The following is a 15212-nucleotide window of genomic DNA, read 5'->3' on the forward strand; positions in this document are numbered from 1 at the left end:
AGTGCAAGTAGTCAGCATCAGCAGCCTCAAGGGTGGAGTCGGCAAGACTTCCGTCACCACAGGATTGGCGTCTGCGGCGCTGGCCGCGGGAGTACGCACGCTGGTGGTGGACCTCGATCCGCATGCCGACGCCACCACCGCCCTGGGTGTCCAGCCGGGCGACCAGTTGGATATTGGCAGGATGCTCAAGAGCCCCCGCAGGGCAAAACTGGCGGAGAACGTGGTCCACAGCAGCTGGGCTGACCGAACCCCCACAAACGGTTCCGGGCCCGCCGTCCTGGATGTCGCCGTCGGCTCCGCTTACACAGGGATCTACGACCGGCCAGACTTGGGCCGCCGCGACCTCCGCCGGCTTTCCGCCGTTCTTGCCGGCGCCGACGACTACCAGCTGGTGCTGATCGACTGCCCTCCGTCCCTCAACGGCCTGACGCGCATGGCCTGGGCCGCCAGCGACAAGGTTGCCCTGGTTGCCGAACCCGGCCTGTTCTCGGTGGCCGGGACGGAACGCACCATGCGGGCCATCCAGCTGTTCAAGCAGGAGTTCGCTCCGAACCTGTCTCCGGCCGGGATCGTGGCAAACCGCGTCCGGAGCGGCTCGTCGGAGCACACCTACCGCCTGGCTGAAATGGAGTCCATGTTCGGTGAACTCCTCCTGAACCCGCGCATACCGGAACAGGCCAACTGGCAGCAGATCCAGGGCGCCGCCCATCCCGTCCACCACTGGCCCGGGGACTCGGCCAAGTCGGCCGCCGGCCTGTTTGACGACCTTTTGTCCAACCTGATGGCCACCCGCAGCGGCCTGCGGAGCCGGGCCCGCTAGGCCGGAAGCTGGTCAAACCCCCTAGAGGGCCCGTGCTTAAACGTTCAGGGGCCGTCCTCCAACCGGAGGACGGCCCCTGATCTGTTGATCTACGGGTCAGCTGATCTTCCGGGCGGCCCGGCGCTTGCTGAGTTCATCATCGGGAAAGGACTGCTCGGCTGCGTGTTCGCTGGGCAGCGACGCCAGGCTGCCTTCCACCTCGCGCCACACCCGCCCAACGGCAATGCCGAAGACGCCCTGGCCGCCCTGGACCAGGTCAATGACCTCATCTGCCGACGTGCATTCGTAAACGCTGGCGCCGTCGCTCATAAGCGTGATCTGCGCCAGGTCCTCAACCCCACGCTCGCGCAGGTGTTCCACTGCGGTGCGGATCTGCTGCAGGGACACACCGGTATCGAGGAGCCGCTTGACCACCTTGAGCACCAGGATGTCGCGGAATCCGTACAGCCGCTGGGATCCGGATCCTGCGGCGCCCCGGACGGCCGGTTCCACGAGGCCGGTACGGGCCCAGTAATCAAGCTGGCGGTAGGTGATGCCTGCAGCCTTGCAGGCGGTGGGCCCGCGGTAGCCGGCGTCTTCGTCCAGTACGGGTAGGTCCTCGGTAAACAGGAGGCCCTGGGCACCACTTACGGGCACAGCAACACCAGCCTTGGGCTGCTTTAGCCCACCTGCTTCGCCTTTGGGACTCACCTGGATCCTCCTTGTCGTACGCTCCCTTGGTACTGATACGGCTGCTGGGCCTGAAGACCATGCGTGTAATTTTTCCGCGGGGCGCACTTTCCAGTGTGACTTGCGCGGCTGCCGTAAGCAAGGAAACTTGATACTTCGACGTTAGGCCCGGCGGGTCCGGAGGTCAAAGACCTTCGGGGCTTTGAAGAGGCGTGTCGAAACTTTCAGCCTTAACTTTAACCTTAACGTGACCTTAGCCGTCGAAATCCTCGGGCTCCACGTCGTCCAGGAACTCGCGGAAGCGGCGCATTTCGCGTTCCTCATCGACGGTGGGGCCGGGCTCGGTGTCCTCCCCCTCGTCGTGCTCGGTAATGCGGACTCCAGCCTCGTCCATCACCGAATCGGCGCACCAGATCCGGCACTTGGCGCGCAGTGCCACCGCCAGCGCGTCCGAAGCACGCGAGCTGACCGTGGTTCCGTTCTCGAACTGCAGCTGCCCGTAGAAAATGTTGTCCTCGACCGCCACGATGTTCACGCTGACCACGGAGTGGCCCAGGGACTCCACGACGTCCACGAGCAGGTCATGGGTCATGGGCCGGGGCGGGACCACACCCTGCTGGGCCAGTGCGATGGCGCTGGCTTCCGGGGTGCCGATCCAGATGGGCACGTGGCGTTCGCCGTGCATCTCCTTGAGCAGGACCAGCGGCTGGTTGGAAGGCAGTTCAATGCGAACGCCTACAATCTCGACTTCAATCATCAGATGTCCATGCGTGAGATGTGGTCCTGCACCAGGGCCCTGTGCAGGGTGAGGCAGAGGTCGCTGATTTCGCGGGCGGCCTCGGCTGCCCGCGCCTGCGATGCCGAATCCTTGCGGGAGGCAAGCGGCGCGACCGCACGTTCCACCAGGCCGAATTCCCTTTCGGCCGCTGCCTGGAAGGGCCTCAGGTGACGGGGTTCCAGGCCGTGGCTTTCCAACTGGACGCAGGCGCGGGCAACCTGGAGGGCGTGCTCGTCGAACTGTCCGTTGCTGTGGCTGATGAGGCCGAAGCTCAAGAGGGACTGCAGCAGGGGAACGCTGGCGCCGGATTCTGTGCGGAGCTGTTCCTCGCTGAGCTTTCGGCCGCGGTTCTGCAGCTCGGCGGCCAGCTCGTCGGAAACGATGCGGGGCGAAACCACGACGCCGGGCGGCAGGTTCTCCGGGCGCTCTCCCCTGTCGATGGCATCAAGATAGTCCTTGATGACTTTCAGGGGCAGGTACTGATCCCGCTGCAGGGCCAGCACAAAGCGCAGCCGCTCGACGTCGCCGTCCGAATACTGGCGGTACCCGGCAGGGGTGCGCCGCGGGTTGATGAGTCCCTTTTCCTCAAGGAACCGGATCTTCGAAGCGGTCATGCCCGGGAAGTCGGCGCTGAGCTGGGCGAGGACTTCGCCGATGTTCAGGACCTGGGGGCCCCGGCGTTCCGGTTGTGCCATTGCCACAGGCAGTGGTCCCCGGGTCAGCTGCGGCCTGCAGCCGTGGCAGGGCTCAGGTAGAAGGTGAGGCGGAACTTGCCGATCTGGACTTCGCTGCCGGACTTCAGCTCAACGCGGTCCACCCGGTCATGGTTGACGTAAGTGCCGTTGAGGCTGTTCTTGTCCACCACTTCGAAGCTGCGCGCGGTGCGCCGGAATTCGACGTGGCGGCGCGACACCGTGACGTCGTCCAGGAAGATGTCCGCGTCCGGGTGGCGGCCCGCGGTGGTCACGTCCGAGTCCAGCAGGAACCGGGCACCGGCATTCGGGCCACTGTGGGCCACGAGCAGCGCCGATCCTGCGGGCAGCGCCTCAACCGAGTTGCGCTCGTCCGAGGACAGCTTGGGCGCGATGGTGGGTTCGTCGGTGACGGGGGTGAGATGGATCGAGGTGGTCTCCGACGCCCTAGCCGCACCCGTGCCGTAATCCCCATCGGCAGGGTTGTGTCTGTGGCCAGCCATGGATTCCTCCTCTTAGACGTTGCGGGCACCAAACCCGCAACCAACGTTTGCTCTACCGGACCTGCCAGGGGGTCCGGCACCGGCTCCCGTTCCCGGCTTGACGTGCGAAGACGCGTTGCCTGCGGCGCGGGGCCGGACCGGAATTACCGGTTAGCTTTAGCCTACCTGTTGTTCGTACTCGGATGCACTGAGCAAAGACTCAACGGCGTCGGGTTCTGCGAGTTTGACCTCGATGAGCCAGCCGTCACCGTAGGGATCGGTGTTGATCAAGGCTGAATCGCTGTCCAGCGAGTCATTGCGGCCCACGACTTCACCGGAAACGGGTGCGTAGATGTCGCTCACGCTCTTGGTCGACTCGACTTCGCCCACCACTTCGTTTGCCGTAATCTTCGTGCCCACTTCGGGCATCTGGGCGTAAACGACATCTCCAAGGGCGTCCTGGGCAAAGTCGGTGATTCCCACGCGGACCACGCCATCGGCATTGGGGGCGGTGACCCACTCATGTTCCGCGGTGTAGGACAGGTCTTCGGGAATGTTGCTCATGGGGGGCCTTTCATCGGGGTACACGCCAATGTCAAAAGGGGCCCGCAAAACGGGCCGCCGCTGAAAGTATAGGCATAACTGCCGGGCCCGGCACGGGGGCTTTCTGACAAGATGGGGCCATGAATGCAAGCATCGGTGCAGCGTCCCCGGAACTGGGCGGGTAGGCCATGCCGGAACTGCCTGAAGTCGCCGGCCTCGCCGGGTTCCTGGATGAACAACTACGGGGCTGCGTGGTCACCAAACTGCAGATCGTCTCCTTTGCCGTACTCAAGACGGCGGATCCACCCTTCAACGCCATCGAGGGACGCATGGTGTCAGGCGTACGCAGGTTCGGAAAGTTCATCAGCATCGACACGGACGGCGTGTCGCTGGTGTTCCACCTGGCGCGGGCAGGCTGGGTGCGTTTCACCGACTCCCCTGCCGACAGCCAGCTCCGGATGGGCAAAGGCCTCATAGCGGTCAGGTGTGCGTTCTCGGGTCCGGAGGGGCCCCGCGGGCTGGACCTGACGGAGGCGGGCACCAAGAAGAGCCTGGCCGTCTACGTGGTGCGGGACCCGCAGGAGGTACCGGGCATCGCCACGCTGGGTCCGGATCCCTTTACCGAGGCGTTCGACGCCGACATGCTGGCTGAAATCCTGGCCGGCAGTTCCCAGCAAATCAAGGGACTCCTGCGCAGCCAGAGCGTCATTGCAGGCATCGGAAATGCCTACAGCGACGAAATCCTGCATGCCGCCCGGATCTCGCCCTTCGCAATCGCAAAGTCCCTGGACCGGGACACCGTGCAGGTGTTGTACGACGCCATCCACAGCGTGTTGGGCGAGGCGCTGGCCGAGGCCAGCGGCAAGCCTCCCAAGGACTTGAAGGACGTCAAGCGCAGCCACATGCGGGTGCACGCCCGGACCGGCCAGCCCTGCCCTGTATGCGGCGACACCGTCCGGGAGGTGTCTTTCGCGGACACGGCCCTGCAGTACTGCCCCACGTGCCAGACCAAAGGCAAGATCCTGGCGGACCGCAGGACCTCGAAGTTCCTGAAGTAGGAGAATCCGGGTACCGAAGCCTGCAATTCGGGACTTCCGGTCCTGCCCGGACATACCCCTGGGGCGTAGCGTCTTGATCAAGGCTCGCAAGTCTCGATCAGTTCTAAGGGGCCACAATGCGCCGGTCTCGATTCGCCATCATCGGAACAGCCTTGGCCCTCGCCCTTGGCGGTGGCCCCGGGGGCACTGCCTTGGCGCCGCCCGCGGCTACCGCGGCGGCAGCCTCGCAGCAGAGCGTTCAGGCGTCGATGGCGGTCCTGCAGGTTGGCGACGACGCGATCATTCAGCACTATGAGCAGCTCGGCGGCAGCGCTTCATTCCTCGGCACGCCCGTCGGCAGCGCGTATGACATCGCTGGGGGTCGCGCCCAGGACTACACCGCTGGCACGATCTATTGGAGCCCCGGCACTGGGGCGCGCGAGGTTCACGGCGCCATCCGCGGCCACTACCTGGCACTGGGCGGGCCCGCCGGGTTCTTTGGCTTCCCCCTGACAGACGAGGCCGCCACCCCCGGCGGCGGCGGCGCATACAACGACTTCGCCCGCGGCACCATCTACTGGAGCCCAGGCACCGGAGCGCACGAGGTGCACGGCGCCATCCGCGGCCACTACCTGGCACTGGGCGGGCCCGCCGGGTTCTTTGGCTTCCCCCTGACAGACGAGACCGCCACCCCCGGCGGCGCATACAACGACTTCGCCCGCGGCACCATCTACTGGAGCCCCGGCACCGGAGCGCACGAGGTACACGGCGCCATCCGCGGCCACTACCTGGCACTGGGCGGGCCCGCCGGGTTCTTTGGCTTCCCCCTGACAGACGAGACCGCCACCCCCGGCGGCGGCGCATACAACGACTTCGCCCGCGGCACCATCTACTGGAGCCCCGGCACCGGAGCGCACGAGGTGCACGGCGCCATCCGCGCACGCTATCTCGAGCTCGGCGGGCCGGCCGGCTTGCTCGGATTCCCCGTCACGGACGAGTCGGGCGCCCCCGACGGGGCCGGCAGGTACAACCACTTCAGCGGCACGAACGCCGGCTCGTCGATCTACTGGTCGCCTGCCACGGGAGCCCACGAAGTGTACGGAGCCATCCGGGCCCAGTGGGCGGCCCTCGGTTGGGAGCGCAGCCGGCTCGGTTACCCCACCAGCGGCGAGTACGGCATCACGGGCGGGCGCCGGAACGACTTCCAGCACGGTTCGATCCTGTGGCACGCGGCCAGCGGCAGGACCGAGGTGGTCTACACCAGCGTCCCGTCAGCGCTTCTGGGCGTAGATCTCGAGCGCATTCCGACCATCCAGAAGGTTGTCGCACTGACGTTCGACGCCGGCGCCAACGATGCCGCCCTCCGATCGATCCTCGCCACCCTCGCAGCCAGTGGCGTGCCCGGTACGTTCTTCCTCACCGGAGATTGGGTCAATCAGTTCCCCTCCGACGCGGCGCTGATCTACAACGCGGGGCATCGGATCGGCAACCATTCCATGACCCACCCGGACTTCACCGCCCTGACCGACGCCCAGATCGCAGCCGAGATCAGCAGCGCGCAGAGGACCATCGAGGCCGCTGGAGGCGACCCCCTCCCGTTCCTCCGCTTCCCGTTCGGGGCCCGCAATTCCCGTACGATCGCAGACGTGAATGCCGCCGGCTATGCGGCAATCCGGTGGACCGTTGACACGCTGGGCTGGGAAGGCACCATGAACGGAACGCGGGGCCCGGACTTTATCGTCCAGCGCGTTATGGCATCCGCGCAGCCCGGGGAGATCGTGCTGATGCACCTCGGCGCGAACCCCGACGACGGCTCAACACTTGACGCCGCGGCCCTCCCACAGGTGATCTCCCAGCTTCGGGCGGCAGGCTACGGCTTCGTCACCCTGGACGCCGCCCTCGGCTAGCCGGCCCGCTGTGATGGCGCGTCCCGCCCAGGACACCCCCGTCCGGACAAACCACCCCCGGCCTCCTGGGTGATTTGTCCGAAGGAAGGTGCGCGGCCACTCATGACCACGACGCCAAAAAAGCGGAAAGCGCCGGAGAATTCTCCGGCGCTTTCCGCTTTTAGGTCGGGCTGACAGGATTTGAACCTGCGACCCCTTGACCCCCAGTCAAGTGCGCTACCAAGCTGCGCTACAGCCCGCTGGTTCCGCCGTTCTCCGCTGAACTCAACCCGAAGGTTTTCATCAGCAGTCCGGCCGAACCACCTAGAAGAGCTTACACGATCCGGAGGGGTGCCTGTGACACTTTCCGGCGATCGGCTCCAAGGTGTGTCGCAATTAACGCTTCCGGCCGCGCTTCTCGCGCACGCGCATGCTGACCTCGATGGGCGTGCCTTCGAATCCGAAGGTCTCGCGCAGCCGGCGCGTGATGAAACGGCGGTACCCGGGGTCCAGGAATCCGGTGGTAAACAACACAAACTTCGGAGGCCGGCTGGAGGCCTGGGTGCCGAAGAGGATGCGCGGTTGCTTGCCGCCGCGGACCGGGTGAGGGTGCGCGGCCACGAGCTCGCCGAGGAAGGCATTCAGGCGCCCGGTGGCGATGCGCCGGTCCCAGTTCTCCAGGGCAAGGTCCAGCGCAGGAACCAGTCGGTCCTTGTGCCAGCCGGTCTTTGCAGAGATATTGACGCGCGGAGCCCAGTCGACGTGCGCCAGGTCCTGCTCGATTTCGCGCTCCAGGTAGCGGCGGCGTTCGTCATCGAGCAGGTCCCACTTGTTGAAGGCCAGGACCAGGGCGCGCCCGGACTCGATGGCCAGCTGCAGGATGCGCACGTCCTGTTCGCTGAGGACCTCGTCCACGGCGAGGAGCACGACGGCGACCTCCGCCTTTTCGAGCGCGGCCTGCGTCCGGAGGGAGGCGTAGTAGTCCGCACCCTGGGCCATGTGCTGGCGGCGGCGGATGCCGGCGGTATCAACAAAGCGCCAGGTACGGCCGCCGAGTTCGATGAATTCGTCCACGGGGTCGCGGGTGGTGCCGGCCGTGTTGTCCACCACCACGCGTTCGGATCCGGCGAGCTTGTTCAGCAGCGAGGACTTGCCAACGTTGGGCCGGCCGATGAGGGCCACGCGCCGGGGACCGCCGGAGCGCTCCACGCCTACGATGGTGGAGAACTCGGGCAGCACGTCCATGACGTGGTCCAGGAGGTCGGCAACCCCGCGGCCGTGCAGGGCCGATACCGGGTAGGGCTCGCCGAAACCGAGGCCCCAAAGCGCGGCGCTGTCGGCTTCCTGGGCAAAGTCGTCCACCTTGTTGGCCACCATGATGACCGGCTTCTTGCTGCGGCGGAGCATCTTCATGACGCCCTCGTCGGTTGCCGTGGCACCCACCGCGGAGTCAACCACGAACAGCACGGCGTCGGCGAGTTCCACTGCCATCTCGGCCTGTTCGGCAACCCGGGCGTGGATGCCGCGGGCGTCATGCTCCCACCCACCGGTGTCCACCAGCGTGAAGTTGCGGCCGTTCCAATGCGCCGAGTACATCACGCGGTCGCGGGTAACGCCCGGGGTGTCCTCCACCACTGCCTCGCGACGTCCGAGGATGCGGTTTACGAGGGTGGACTTGCCCACGTTCGGCCGGCCGATGATGGCGAGGACGGGATCCAGCTTGAGGGGGCCCTCAAAGTCCTCGTCGCCGTACTCGCCGCTCAGCAGTGCGGCATCGTCCTCGTCAAGCTCGTAGTCCTCCAGGCCGGCCCGGAGGGAAGCGGCACGCAGCTCCGCTTCGTCGTCGTCAATCGCTGCGAGCCGTTCGGCAACTTGGTCGGTGCCTGTGGGCCTGTAGTCGTCGTCGGCGCCGGAATGCCCGGGAGTCTGGGTGGTGTCGCTCATTGCAAGTCCTTTGTGGTCATCTGCCGGCGTCCCCGGCTACTGCTGTCAAGTCTTTTTGGTCAGCATCGGGCAGTGGCTGCCCGCTGACTTGGATGGTGTCCTGGACGTGCCCTGCCAGCGCTGCACGGATCTCCTGCGACGCCCTGTCCATTGAAGCACGCCCGGTTTCGCCGGCACGGCGGGCCAGGGTGAGGGCCGAGCCGAAGCTGACGTGGAAGCGCCGTCCGGGCCGCGGAACGAAGTCCAGGTGCTCATCGCCCTGGCGCGTCCCCAAGATCGCGACCGGCACTACCGGCGCACCGCTGTTCAGTGCCAGCCAAGCCACGCCGCCGTTGATGCCCGCGGCTGCCCCGCTCCCCCGTGTCCCCTCAGGAAGAATCCCAACGCACCGCCCGGCGTCGAGCACGTCCTTGCATCGCTGCAGCGCGGCGCGGTCCCCGCGCCGGTCCACCGGAAGCTGGCCGGAGGCGGTGAGCACCCGGCCCAGGAATCCTTTGAACATCTCTTGCTTCACGAGGATGTGCATGGGCCGGGGCGCGGCGCCGAACATTACGGGCCCGTCAAGGAAGCTGATGTGGTTGCCTGCGAAGATCACCGGCCCGCCGGTGGGCACGTTGGTCCTGCCGGTCACGGTGGTCCGGTAGACGAGGTGGTCGAGGATCCAGCCCACCGGCCTGCTCCACGCCATGGTCAGGCCGGACGGCAGGGCGGCCACGGGCTCAGTCACGGTTGAGGACCTTGGTGACGATCACCAGGGCGGCGTCCACGGTCTGCTCGAAATCCAGGTCCGAGGAGTCCAGCGTGACCACGCCGTCGGCCGCCTTGGTGAAATTCACCACGGTGGAGTCCTTGGCGTCCCGGCGCGTTACCTGGGCCGCAAGCTGCTCGGCGTTTTGCGTGCCGCCCAGCTGGATTCCCCGCCGGCGCAGCCGGGCTTCTTCGCTGGCCGTGAGGAGCATGCGTACCTCAGCCCCGGGCGCGACGACGGTGGTGATGTCCCTGCCTTCCACCACCATGCGGCGGTGGTGCTTTTCGATGAGGTCGCGCTGCCGGCGAATCAGCTCAGTCCGGGCGCCGAGGGTGGTGGCCACGGCACTGACGGCGGACGAGATGGCCGGCTCACGGATGGCGTCCGTGACGTCCACGCCGCCCACCCGGACGTACTCATCCTGCGGGCTGGTGCTCACTTCCAGGACAAAGTCCCTGGAAGCCTGCTCCACGGCGGGCGTGTCGTCAAGGTCGATACCTTCGGTCACGCAGTACCAGGTCAGGGCGCGGTACATCGCGCCGGTGTCCAGGTAGGCCAGCCGGAGCCGGCGGGCAACTTCCTTGCTCACGCTGGATTTGCCGGAGCCGGAGGGCCCGTCGATGGCGACCACCAGGGGTCGGCCAATGCGCAGCGCGCGCATGGTTTCGAGGAGTTCCTGTGTCATTACTGAAGTACCCGCCATCCGCGGTCGTTGAGAGCTTCGATCAGGTGGTCGTGCTTGTTCGGCAATACAGACAATTCCACCATGCCCACGTTCTGTCCGGAGGAATGGTCCAGCCGAAGGTCTTCGACGTTCACGCCGATTTCACCGATCTCGGTGAGCAGCTGCGCGATCTGGCCGGGCTTGTCGTCAACCAGGACGGTGAGCCAGGAATATGCCTGCGGCGGGCCGCCGTGCTTGCCGGGGATCCGGGCCTGGCCTGCGTTGCCCTCGCTGATCAGCTGCGCCAGGTCCAGCCTGGCGCCGGGTGCGGAGGGGTGTTCCAGGGTGCCGATGAGGCGGTTCAGGTCCTCGCGAACTCCGTAGAGGATCTCCACCACTTTGGCCGCATTGCCGCCGAGGATCTGCACCCACAGGGTGGGATCGCTGGCGGCAATCCTGGTGACGTCGCGAAGTCCGTTGCCGGCCAGCGACAGCGCATGCAGCGGTGTCCCCTGCAGGCGGCTGGCCAGGAGGGAGGACATGACCTGCGGCAGGTGCGACACCAGTGCCACTGCTTCATCGTGTTCGTCCGCGCTGAACTGCGACACCACCGCGCCCAAGTCGGAGGCAAGCGAACGGGCCACCTGCAGGGCACTGCCTGATGTTTCCTCCGACGGGCAGAGCACCCACGGCATGGACGTGAACAGCTCGCCGCGCGCCGCCACGGGGCCCGACTTCTCCCGGCCGGCCATGGGGTGGGTGCCCACGTATCGCGAGAGGTCGGCGCCGAGGCTGCGAAGCCGCGACTGGATGTCCGCCTTGACGCTGGCAATGTCCACCACGACGGACTCGGGGTAGTCAGCCAGCGCCCGGCAGACGACGTCGGCCGTCACGTCCGGCGGGGCCGCAACCACCACCAGCTGCGGCGAGGCTTCGCCCAGTTCCGAGAGCGGGCGGCCGGCACCGATGTCCACAGCCACGGCCTGGTTGGTGGGCGATGGGTCGGAAAGGAACACGGGCACCCCGCGCCCCCGCAGGCCCAGCCCGATGCTGGCTCCCAGCAGTCCGGTACCAATGACCACCACCGGGCCGTCCAGGTGGCCGCGGCCCTGGCTTTTGAACGCGGACATGAGTCAGAGCCCTACGGATGCCAGCAGGTGGCCGACTTCCTGCTTGCCCAGGTTGCGGATGCTGCCCTGGCGCTGGTCCCCGAGGCCGATCGGCCCCACCTTGACCCGCACCAGCCGCTGGACCGGGAAGCCGACAGCATCGAACATGCGGCGCACGATGCGGTTCTTGCCGGAGTGGAGCACAACTTCGATCAGCACGTGGCCTGGGGTGGAATCCACCAGGCGGAAGGAGTCGACGGCGGCCATGCCGTCTTCCAGCTCGACGCCGGCCTTCAGCTGGGCTCCGACGCCGTGCGGGAACGGCCCCCGAACCTGCACCAGGTAGGTCTTGGGCACCTCGTAGGACGGGTGGGTCAGCCGGTTGGCCAGTTCGCCGTCGTTGGTCAGCAGCAGCAGGCCTTCGGTGGCGACGTCGAGCCGGCCCACGTGGAAGAGGCGTTCGCCGGTGTTTTTGTTGTTCTTGAGGAAATCGCTGATGCAGGGCCGGCCCTCGGGGTCCTCCATGGTGGACACAACGCCCTTGGGCTTGTTGAACACCATGTACACAAGGTTCTCGTCCAGCTGGATCCGCAGGCCGTCAACGTGGATCACTGCGGTCTTGGGATCAACGCGGACACCGAGTTCGGTCACAACCTGGCCGTCCACCTCAACGCGGCCCTCGGCGATCATTTCCTCGCAGACGCGCCGGGACGCCACTCCCGCGGACGCCATGACCTTCTGGAGGCGCACGCCGTCGGCGTCGTGGAGTTCGGACTGCGGAACATTGCCGCGGGGGTGCTTCTTCCGGGCCGGCTTGCGGACCGGGCCCAGGTTCTGGCCGAAGCGTTCGCTGCCGAATGCGCGGGAAGCTGCCGCCCCGGGTGCGCCGGTGCGCGGCTTGGGCTTGGGTGCGCCGGGAGTTCCGGGAGCCTTTTTGGCGCCGGGCTTCCTGGCGGCAGGCTTGCGCGACGACGGCTTGGCACCCCTGGCGCCCTCGGCGCCGCGTTCGGGCTGGTTCCCGGCGAGGTCGGGATCGATGAAGCGTTCCTCGCGGGGTTTTGGAGCGCGGTGCGGACGGTCGCCGCCGAAACCGGCAGCGCGTTTTCCTGTCCCGCCGCGGGAGCCCCCGCTGAAGCTGCCGCCCTGTGAACTGCGCTGCTGGGAATTGTTGCGTTCGTTCCCGCCGCGTCCCGAACCGTTACGTGGTGAACCCTGGCGTCCCGCCTGTGTCATGACCCGTCCTTCAATGTGTTTTGGCCGGCAGCGATGTCCAAGGACAACCCTAGCCAGCCGTGCAGACTTCGTCTGCCCTGATAACTAAACCTGGTAAATAATGCTGCGGGCAGGGTGGCCTGCCTACATGGTTTCGGCGTCGTAGAACTCCGCGATTCCGTCGAGCCCCGGAAGGTGCGGCGAGAGCTGGGGCAAGTCCCCAACCGAACTGATTCCCATCCGTTCGAGGAAATAGGAGGTAGTCCGGTACAGGATTGCGCCGGACTCGGGATCCGTTCCCGAGTCCTCGATCAGCCCGCGCTGGGTGAGCGTGCGTACGACGGAATCAACATTGACGCCGCGAATTGCAGACACGCGGGCACGGGAGACCGGCTGCCGGTATGCAATGACTGCCAGTGTTTCCAACGCCGCTTGGGTGAGCCTGGCAGTCTGTCCCTCCAGCACATACTTGCCAACAATGTCGGCAAATTCGGTGCGGGAGTAGATCCGCCAGCCACCAGCGATGTTCCGCAATTCAAAACCCCGGGGGCTGGAACCGATACCAGCGTGGCTGGCACTATCCATCTCCGGGGCTTTAACAGTATAGCCGTCATACTCACGCTGCAGTTCGGCCAGAAGAGAACGGACTGCACGCACTGTCAAGCCAAGCCCTGCCGCCAACTCTTCCTCATTGGCGGGTTGGTCCAGGACCATGAGCACCGCCTCGAGGGCGGCCTTGGCACCTCCAGGAAGATGGTCGAGGTCGTGGCCGGAGTCCTCCTGCGGGTGGGTTTCGGGAAACTGGGGCGTCACGGTTGCTCCTCGTATTCTTCGCTCAGGTTGTCCGCTGACCAGTCCCGGCCCTCGGCCGTCCAGTGGATGGCAAGCTCGGCCAGCGGGGAGAGTTGGTCGAAAGCAACTGCCCGGTCCCGGAACAGTTCCAGGAGTGCCAGGAACCGGGCCACCACCACCAGGGTGGAGCCGGCGTCGGCAATCAGCGAACGGAACGTCATGGGTGACTCCTGCTGGAGCCTAAGGCCCAGCAGTTCTGCCTGCTCCTTGACGCTGACGTTGCTGCCGTGCAGGTGGCCAAGCCCCACCTGCGGTGGCTGCGCCGGCGCCTTGGGCCGCAGCGCGGCCTCAGCCAGCGCTGCAAACTGCTGGGGCGTGTGTTTCCAGACCAGTTCCGGCAGCATCGCCGCGAAGTGTCCTTCCAGTGCCACTTGCCGGGGAAAACGGCGGCCTTCCTGGTCCAGCGTTTCTCCGAGGATGCCTGCCACCTGTTTGAAGGCCTTGTACTGAAGCAACCGGGCGAAAAGGAGGTCCCGGGCCTCCAGCAGGGCGATGTCCTCGTCGTCCTCGACTTCGCCGGCAGGAAGGAGCCGCGCCGCCTTGAGGTCAAGCAGGGTGGCGGCAATCACCAGGAATTCGCTTGCCTCGTCCAGGGCCCATTCTTCACCGAGCTGCTGCAGCTTCCGGATGTATTTGATGAACTCATCGGTGACGGTGGCGATGGCTACTTCGGTGATGTCCAGCTGGTGCTTGGCGATCAGCCCCAGGAGGAGGTCGAACGGACCCGTGAAGTTGGCCAGCCGCACCTCGAAGCCGGGTTTGGATTCGGCCACGGCGTGGTTAGGGTGCGCCGCCGCGGGAGATCAGCTCCTTGGCGAGCCGGCGGTAGGCGTCCGCGCCCACGTGGTTCCCCGCATAGCTGGTGATGGGTTCAGCGGCGACGGTGGCGTCCGCGAACTTGATGGAGCGCTTGATGACGGTTTCGAAGACCTTGTCTCCGAACGCTTCCACCAGCCTGGTGATGACCTCGCGGCTGTGCAGCGTCCGTGCGTCGTACATGGTGGCCAGTACGCCGTCCACCTGCAGTCGCGGGTTCAACCGGTCCTGCACCTTGTCGATGGTTTCGACCAGGAGCGCCACGGCGCGGAGGGCGAAGAACTCGCAGATGAGCGGGATGATGACGCCGTGGGCGGCCGTGAGGGCATTGACCGTGAGGAGCCCCAGGGACGGCTGGCAGTCGATCAGGACAACGTCGTAGTCGTCTTCGACTTTCTTCAGCGCGCGGTCCAGGACCTGTTCGCGTGCCACTTCGTTGACCAGCTGTACTTCCGCCGCGGAGAGGTCGATGTTGGCCGGCAGCAGGTCCACATTTTCGACGCCGGTGTGGTGGATGGCGTCGCGAATGTCCACCTTGCGGTCCATCAGGACGTTGTACACGGTGAGGTCCAGCTCATGCGGGTTGACCCCAAGGCCGGCGGAGAGCGCACCCTGGGGGTCGAAGTCCACCAGCAGGACGCGGCGGCCGTACTCCGCGAGGGCCGCGGCGAGGTTAATGGTGGAGGTGGTCTTCCCCACGCCGCCCTTCTGGTTGACCATGGCGATCACGCGGGCCGGACCATGGGAGGACAGCGGCGCGGGTTCCGGGAACTCGCGGTATGGGCGCCCGGTGGGCCCCATCACCGCGTTGTCGAGGTCGAATTCCGTGCCCTCCAGAGTTGCTGAACCCTGTTCGCTGCTCACGTATCTGTCCACACTTTCGATGACGGTGATTTCCTGCCGCCGGCTTGCCAGCGGCGTTCGTTCTGCTCCCAAGGTTACAGCGCCCGACACGGTATT

At 66.2% G+C, this 15212-nt stretch carries 15 protein-coding genes, 1 tRNA gene and 1 pseudogene; 3 read left to right on the forward strand and 14 right to left on the reverse strand.

From position 1 onward, the window contains the following. Position 1 precedes the first annotated feature (1 nt). Positions 2–820, forward strand: a complete 819-nt coding sequence (locus tag FBY30_RS19445) for a ParA family protein (RefSeq protein ID WP_142134378.1) — start codon at positions 2–4, stop codon at positions 818–820. A 96-nt stretch (positions 821–916) separates the two neighbouring features. Here the strand turns inward: FBY30_RS19445 and FBY30_RS19450 are convergent, their stop codons facing one another. The 5 genes from FBY30_RS19450 to gcvH all read right to left on the reverse strand — a co-directional run bounded on the left by FBY30_RS19450 (position 917) and on the right by gcvH (position 4005). Further along, on the reverse strand, positions 917–1510 hold the full coding sequence (locus tag FBY30_RS19450) for a MerR family transcriptional regulator (protein ID WP_142134380.1): 594 nt from the start codon (positions 1508–1510) through the stop codon (positions 917–919). Between the two features lie 232 nt (positions 1511–1742). Continuing rightward, a complete protein-coding gene (locus tag FBY30_RS19455; protein ID WP_142134382.1) occupies positions 1743–2246 on the reverse strand; it encodes a bifunctional nuclease family protein in 504 nt (167 codons plus the stop codon). Beyond that, positions 2246–2962: a transcriptional regulator FtsR gene (gene ftsR / locus FBY30_RS19460; RefSeq protein ID WP_018763526.1), complete on the reverse strand. Its 717-nt coding sequence runs from the start codon at positions 2960–2962 to the stop codon at positions 2246–2248. The genes FBY30_RS19455 and ftsR overlap by 1 nt, the downstream gene beginning before the upstream one ends. 23 nt (positions 2963–2985) lie before the next feature. Next, complete coding sequence (locus FBY30_RS19465; RefSeq protein ID WP_142134384.1) at positions 2986–3462, reverse strand: FHA domain-containing protein; 477 nt, start codon at positions 3460–3462, stop codon at positions 2986–2988. A gap of 156 nt (positions 3463–3618) precedes the next feature. Further along, positions 3619–4005 carry a glycine cleavage system protein GcvH gene (gcvH, locus tag FBY30_RS19470; protein ID WP_142134386.1) on the reverse strand — a complete coding sequence of 129 codons (387 nt, stop codon included), beginning with the start codon at positions 4003–4005 and terminating at the stop codon, positions 3619–3621. 167 nt (positions 4006–4172) lie between these two features. On the opposite strand from gcvH, the gene FBY30_RS19475 reads away from it, so the two are divergent. Both FBY30_RS19475 and FBY30_RS19480 read left to right on the forward strand, forming a co-directional pair. Continuing rightward, complete coding sequence (locus FBY30_RS19475; RefSeq protein ID WP_142134387.1) at positions 4173–5042, forward strand: Fpg/Nei family DNA glycosylase; 870 nt, start codon at positions 4173–4175, stop codon at positions 5040–5042. Positions 5043–5158: 116 nt separating this feature from the next. After that, positions 5159–6928, forward strand: a complete 1770-nt coding sequence (locus tag FBY30_RS19480; protein WP_142134389.1) for a polysaccharide deacetylase family protein — start codon at positions 5159–5161, stop codon at positions 6926–6928. Between the two features lie 165 nt (positions 6929–7093). On the opposite strand, the gene FBY30_RS19485 is transcribed toward FBY30_RS19480, so the two are convergent. The 9 genes and pseudogenes from FBY30_RS19485 to FBY30_RS19525 form a co-directional block, all read right to left on the reverse strand. After that, a tRNA-Pro gene (locus FBY30_RS19485) sits at positions 7094–7167 on the reverse strand. Positions 7168–7303: 136 nt separating this feature from the next. After that, positions 7304–8851 (reverse strand): ribosome biogenesis GTPase Der, encoded by a 1548-nt coding sequence (der, locus tag FBY30_RS19490; protein WP_142134391.1) that lies wholly within the window; start codon positions 8849–8851, stop codon positions 7304–7306. Between the two features lie 12 nt (positions 8852–8863). Beyond that, positions 8864–9539 (reverse strand): annotated as a pseudogene (locus tag FBY30_RS19495) (lysophospholipid acyltransferase family protein); the annotation flags it as partial. A 31-nt stretch (positions 9540–9570) separates the two neighbouring features. Further along, the gene (gene cmk / locus FBY30_RS19500; protein ID WP_142134393.1) at positions 9571–10284 is read right to left on the reverse strand and encodes a (d)CMP kinase; all 714 of its coding nucleotides are present in this window, start codon (positions 10282–10284) and stop codon (positions 9571–9573) included. Further along, positions 10284–11393, reverse strand: a complete 1110-nt coding sequence (locus tag FBY30_RS19505) for a prephenate dehydrogenase (RefSeq protein WP_142134395.1) — start codon at positions 11391–11393, stop codon at positions 10284–10286. The genes cmk and FBY30_RS19505 overlap by 1 nt, the downstream gene beginning before the upstream one ends. Before the next feature lie 3 nt (positions 11394–11396). Continuing rightward, complete coding sequence (locus tag FBY30_RS19510; protein ID WP_142134397.1) at positions 11397–12605, reverse strand: pseudouridine synthase; 1209 nt, start codon at positions 12603–12605, stop codon at positions 11397–11399. Positions 12606–12728: 123 nt separating this feature from the next. After that, a complete protein-coding gene (scpB, locus tag FBY30_RS19515) occupies positions 12729–13397 on the reverse strand; it encodes an SMC-Scp complex subunit ScpB (protein ID WP_142134399.1) in 669 nt (222 codons plus the stop codon). After that, positions 13394–14209: a segregation and condensation protein A gene (locus FBY30_RS19520; protein WP_142134401.1), complete on the reverse strand. Its 816-nt coding sequence runs from the start codon at positions 14207–14209 to the stop codon at positions 13394–13396. Before FBY30_RS19520 ends, scpB begins: the two co-directional genes overlap by 4 nt. Positions 14210–14216: 7 nt before the next feature. Continuing rightward, on the reverse strand, positions 14217–15116 hold the full coding sequence (locus tag FBY30_RS19525) for a ParA family protein (protein ID WP_142134403.1): 900 nt from the start codon (positions 15114–15116) through the stop codon (positions 14217–14219). Between the last annotated feature and the right edge of the window lie 96 nt (positions 15117–15212).

This window comes from Arthrobacter sp. SLBN-83 (genome assembly GCF_006715285.1).
Lineage (GTDB): Bacteria > Actinomycetota > Actinomycetes > Actinomycetales > Micrococcaceae > Arthrobacter.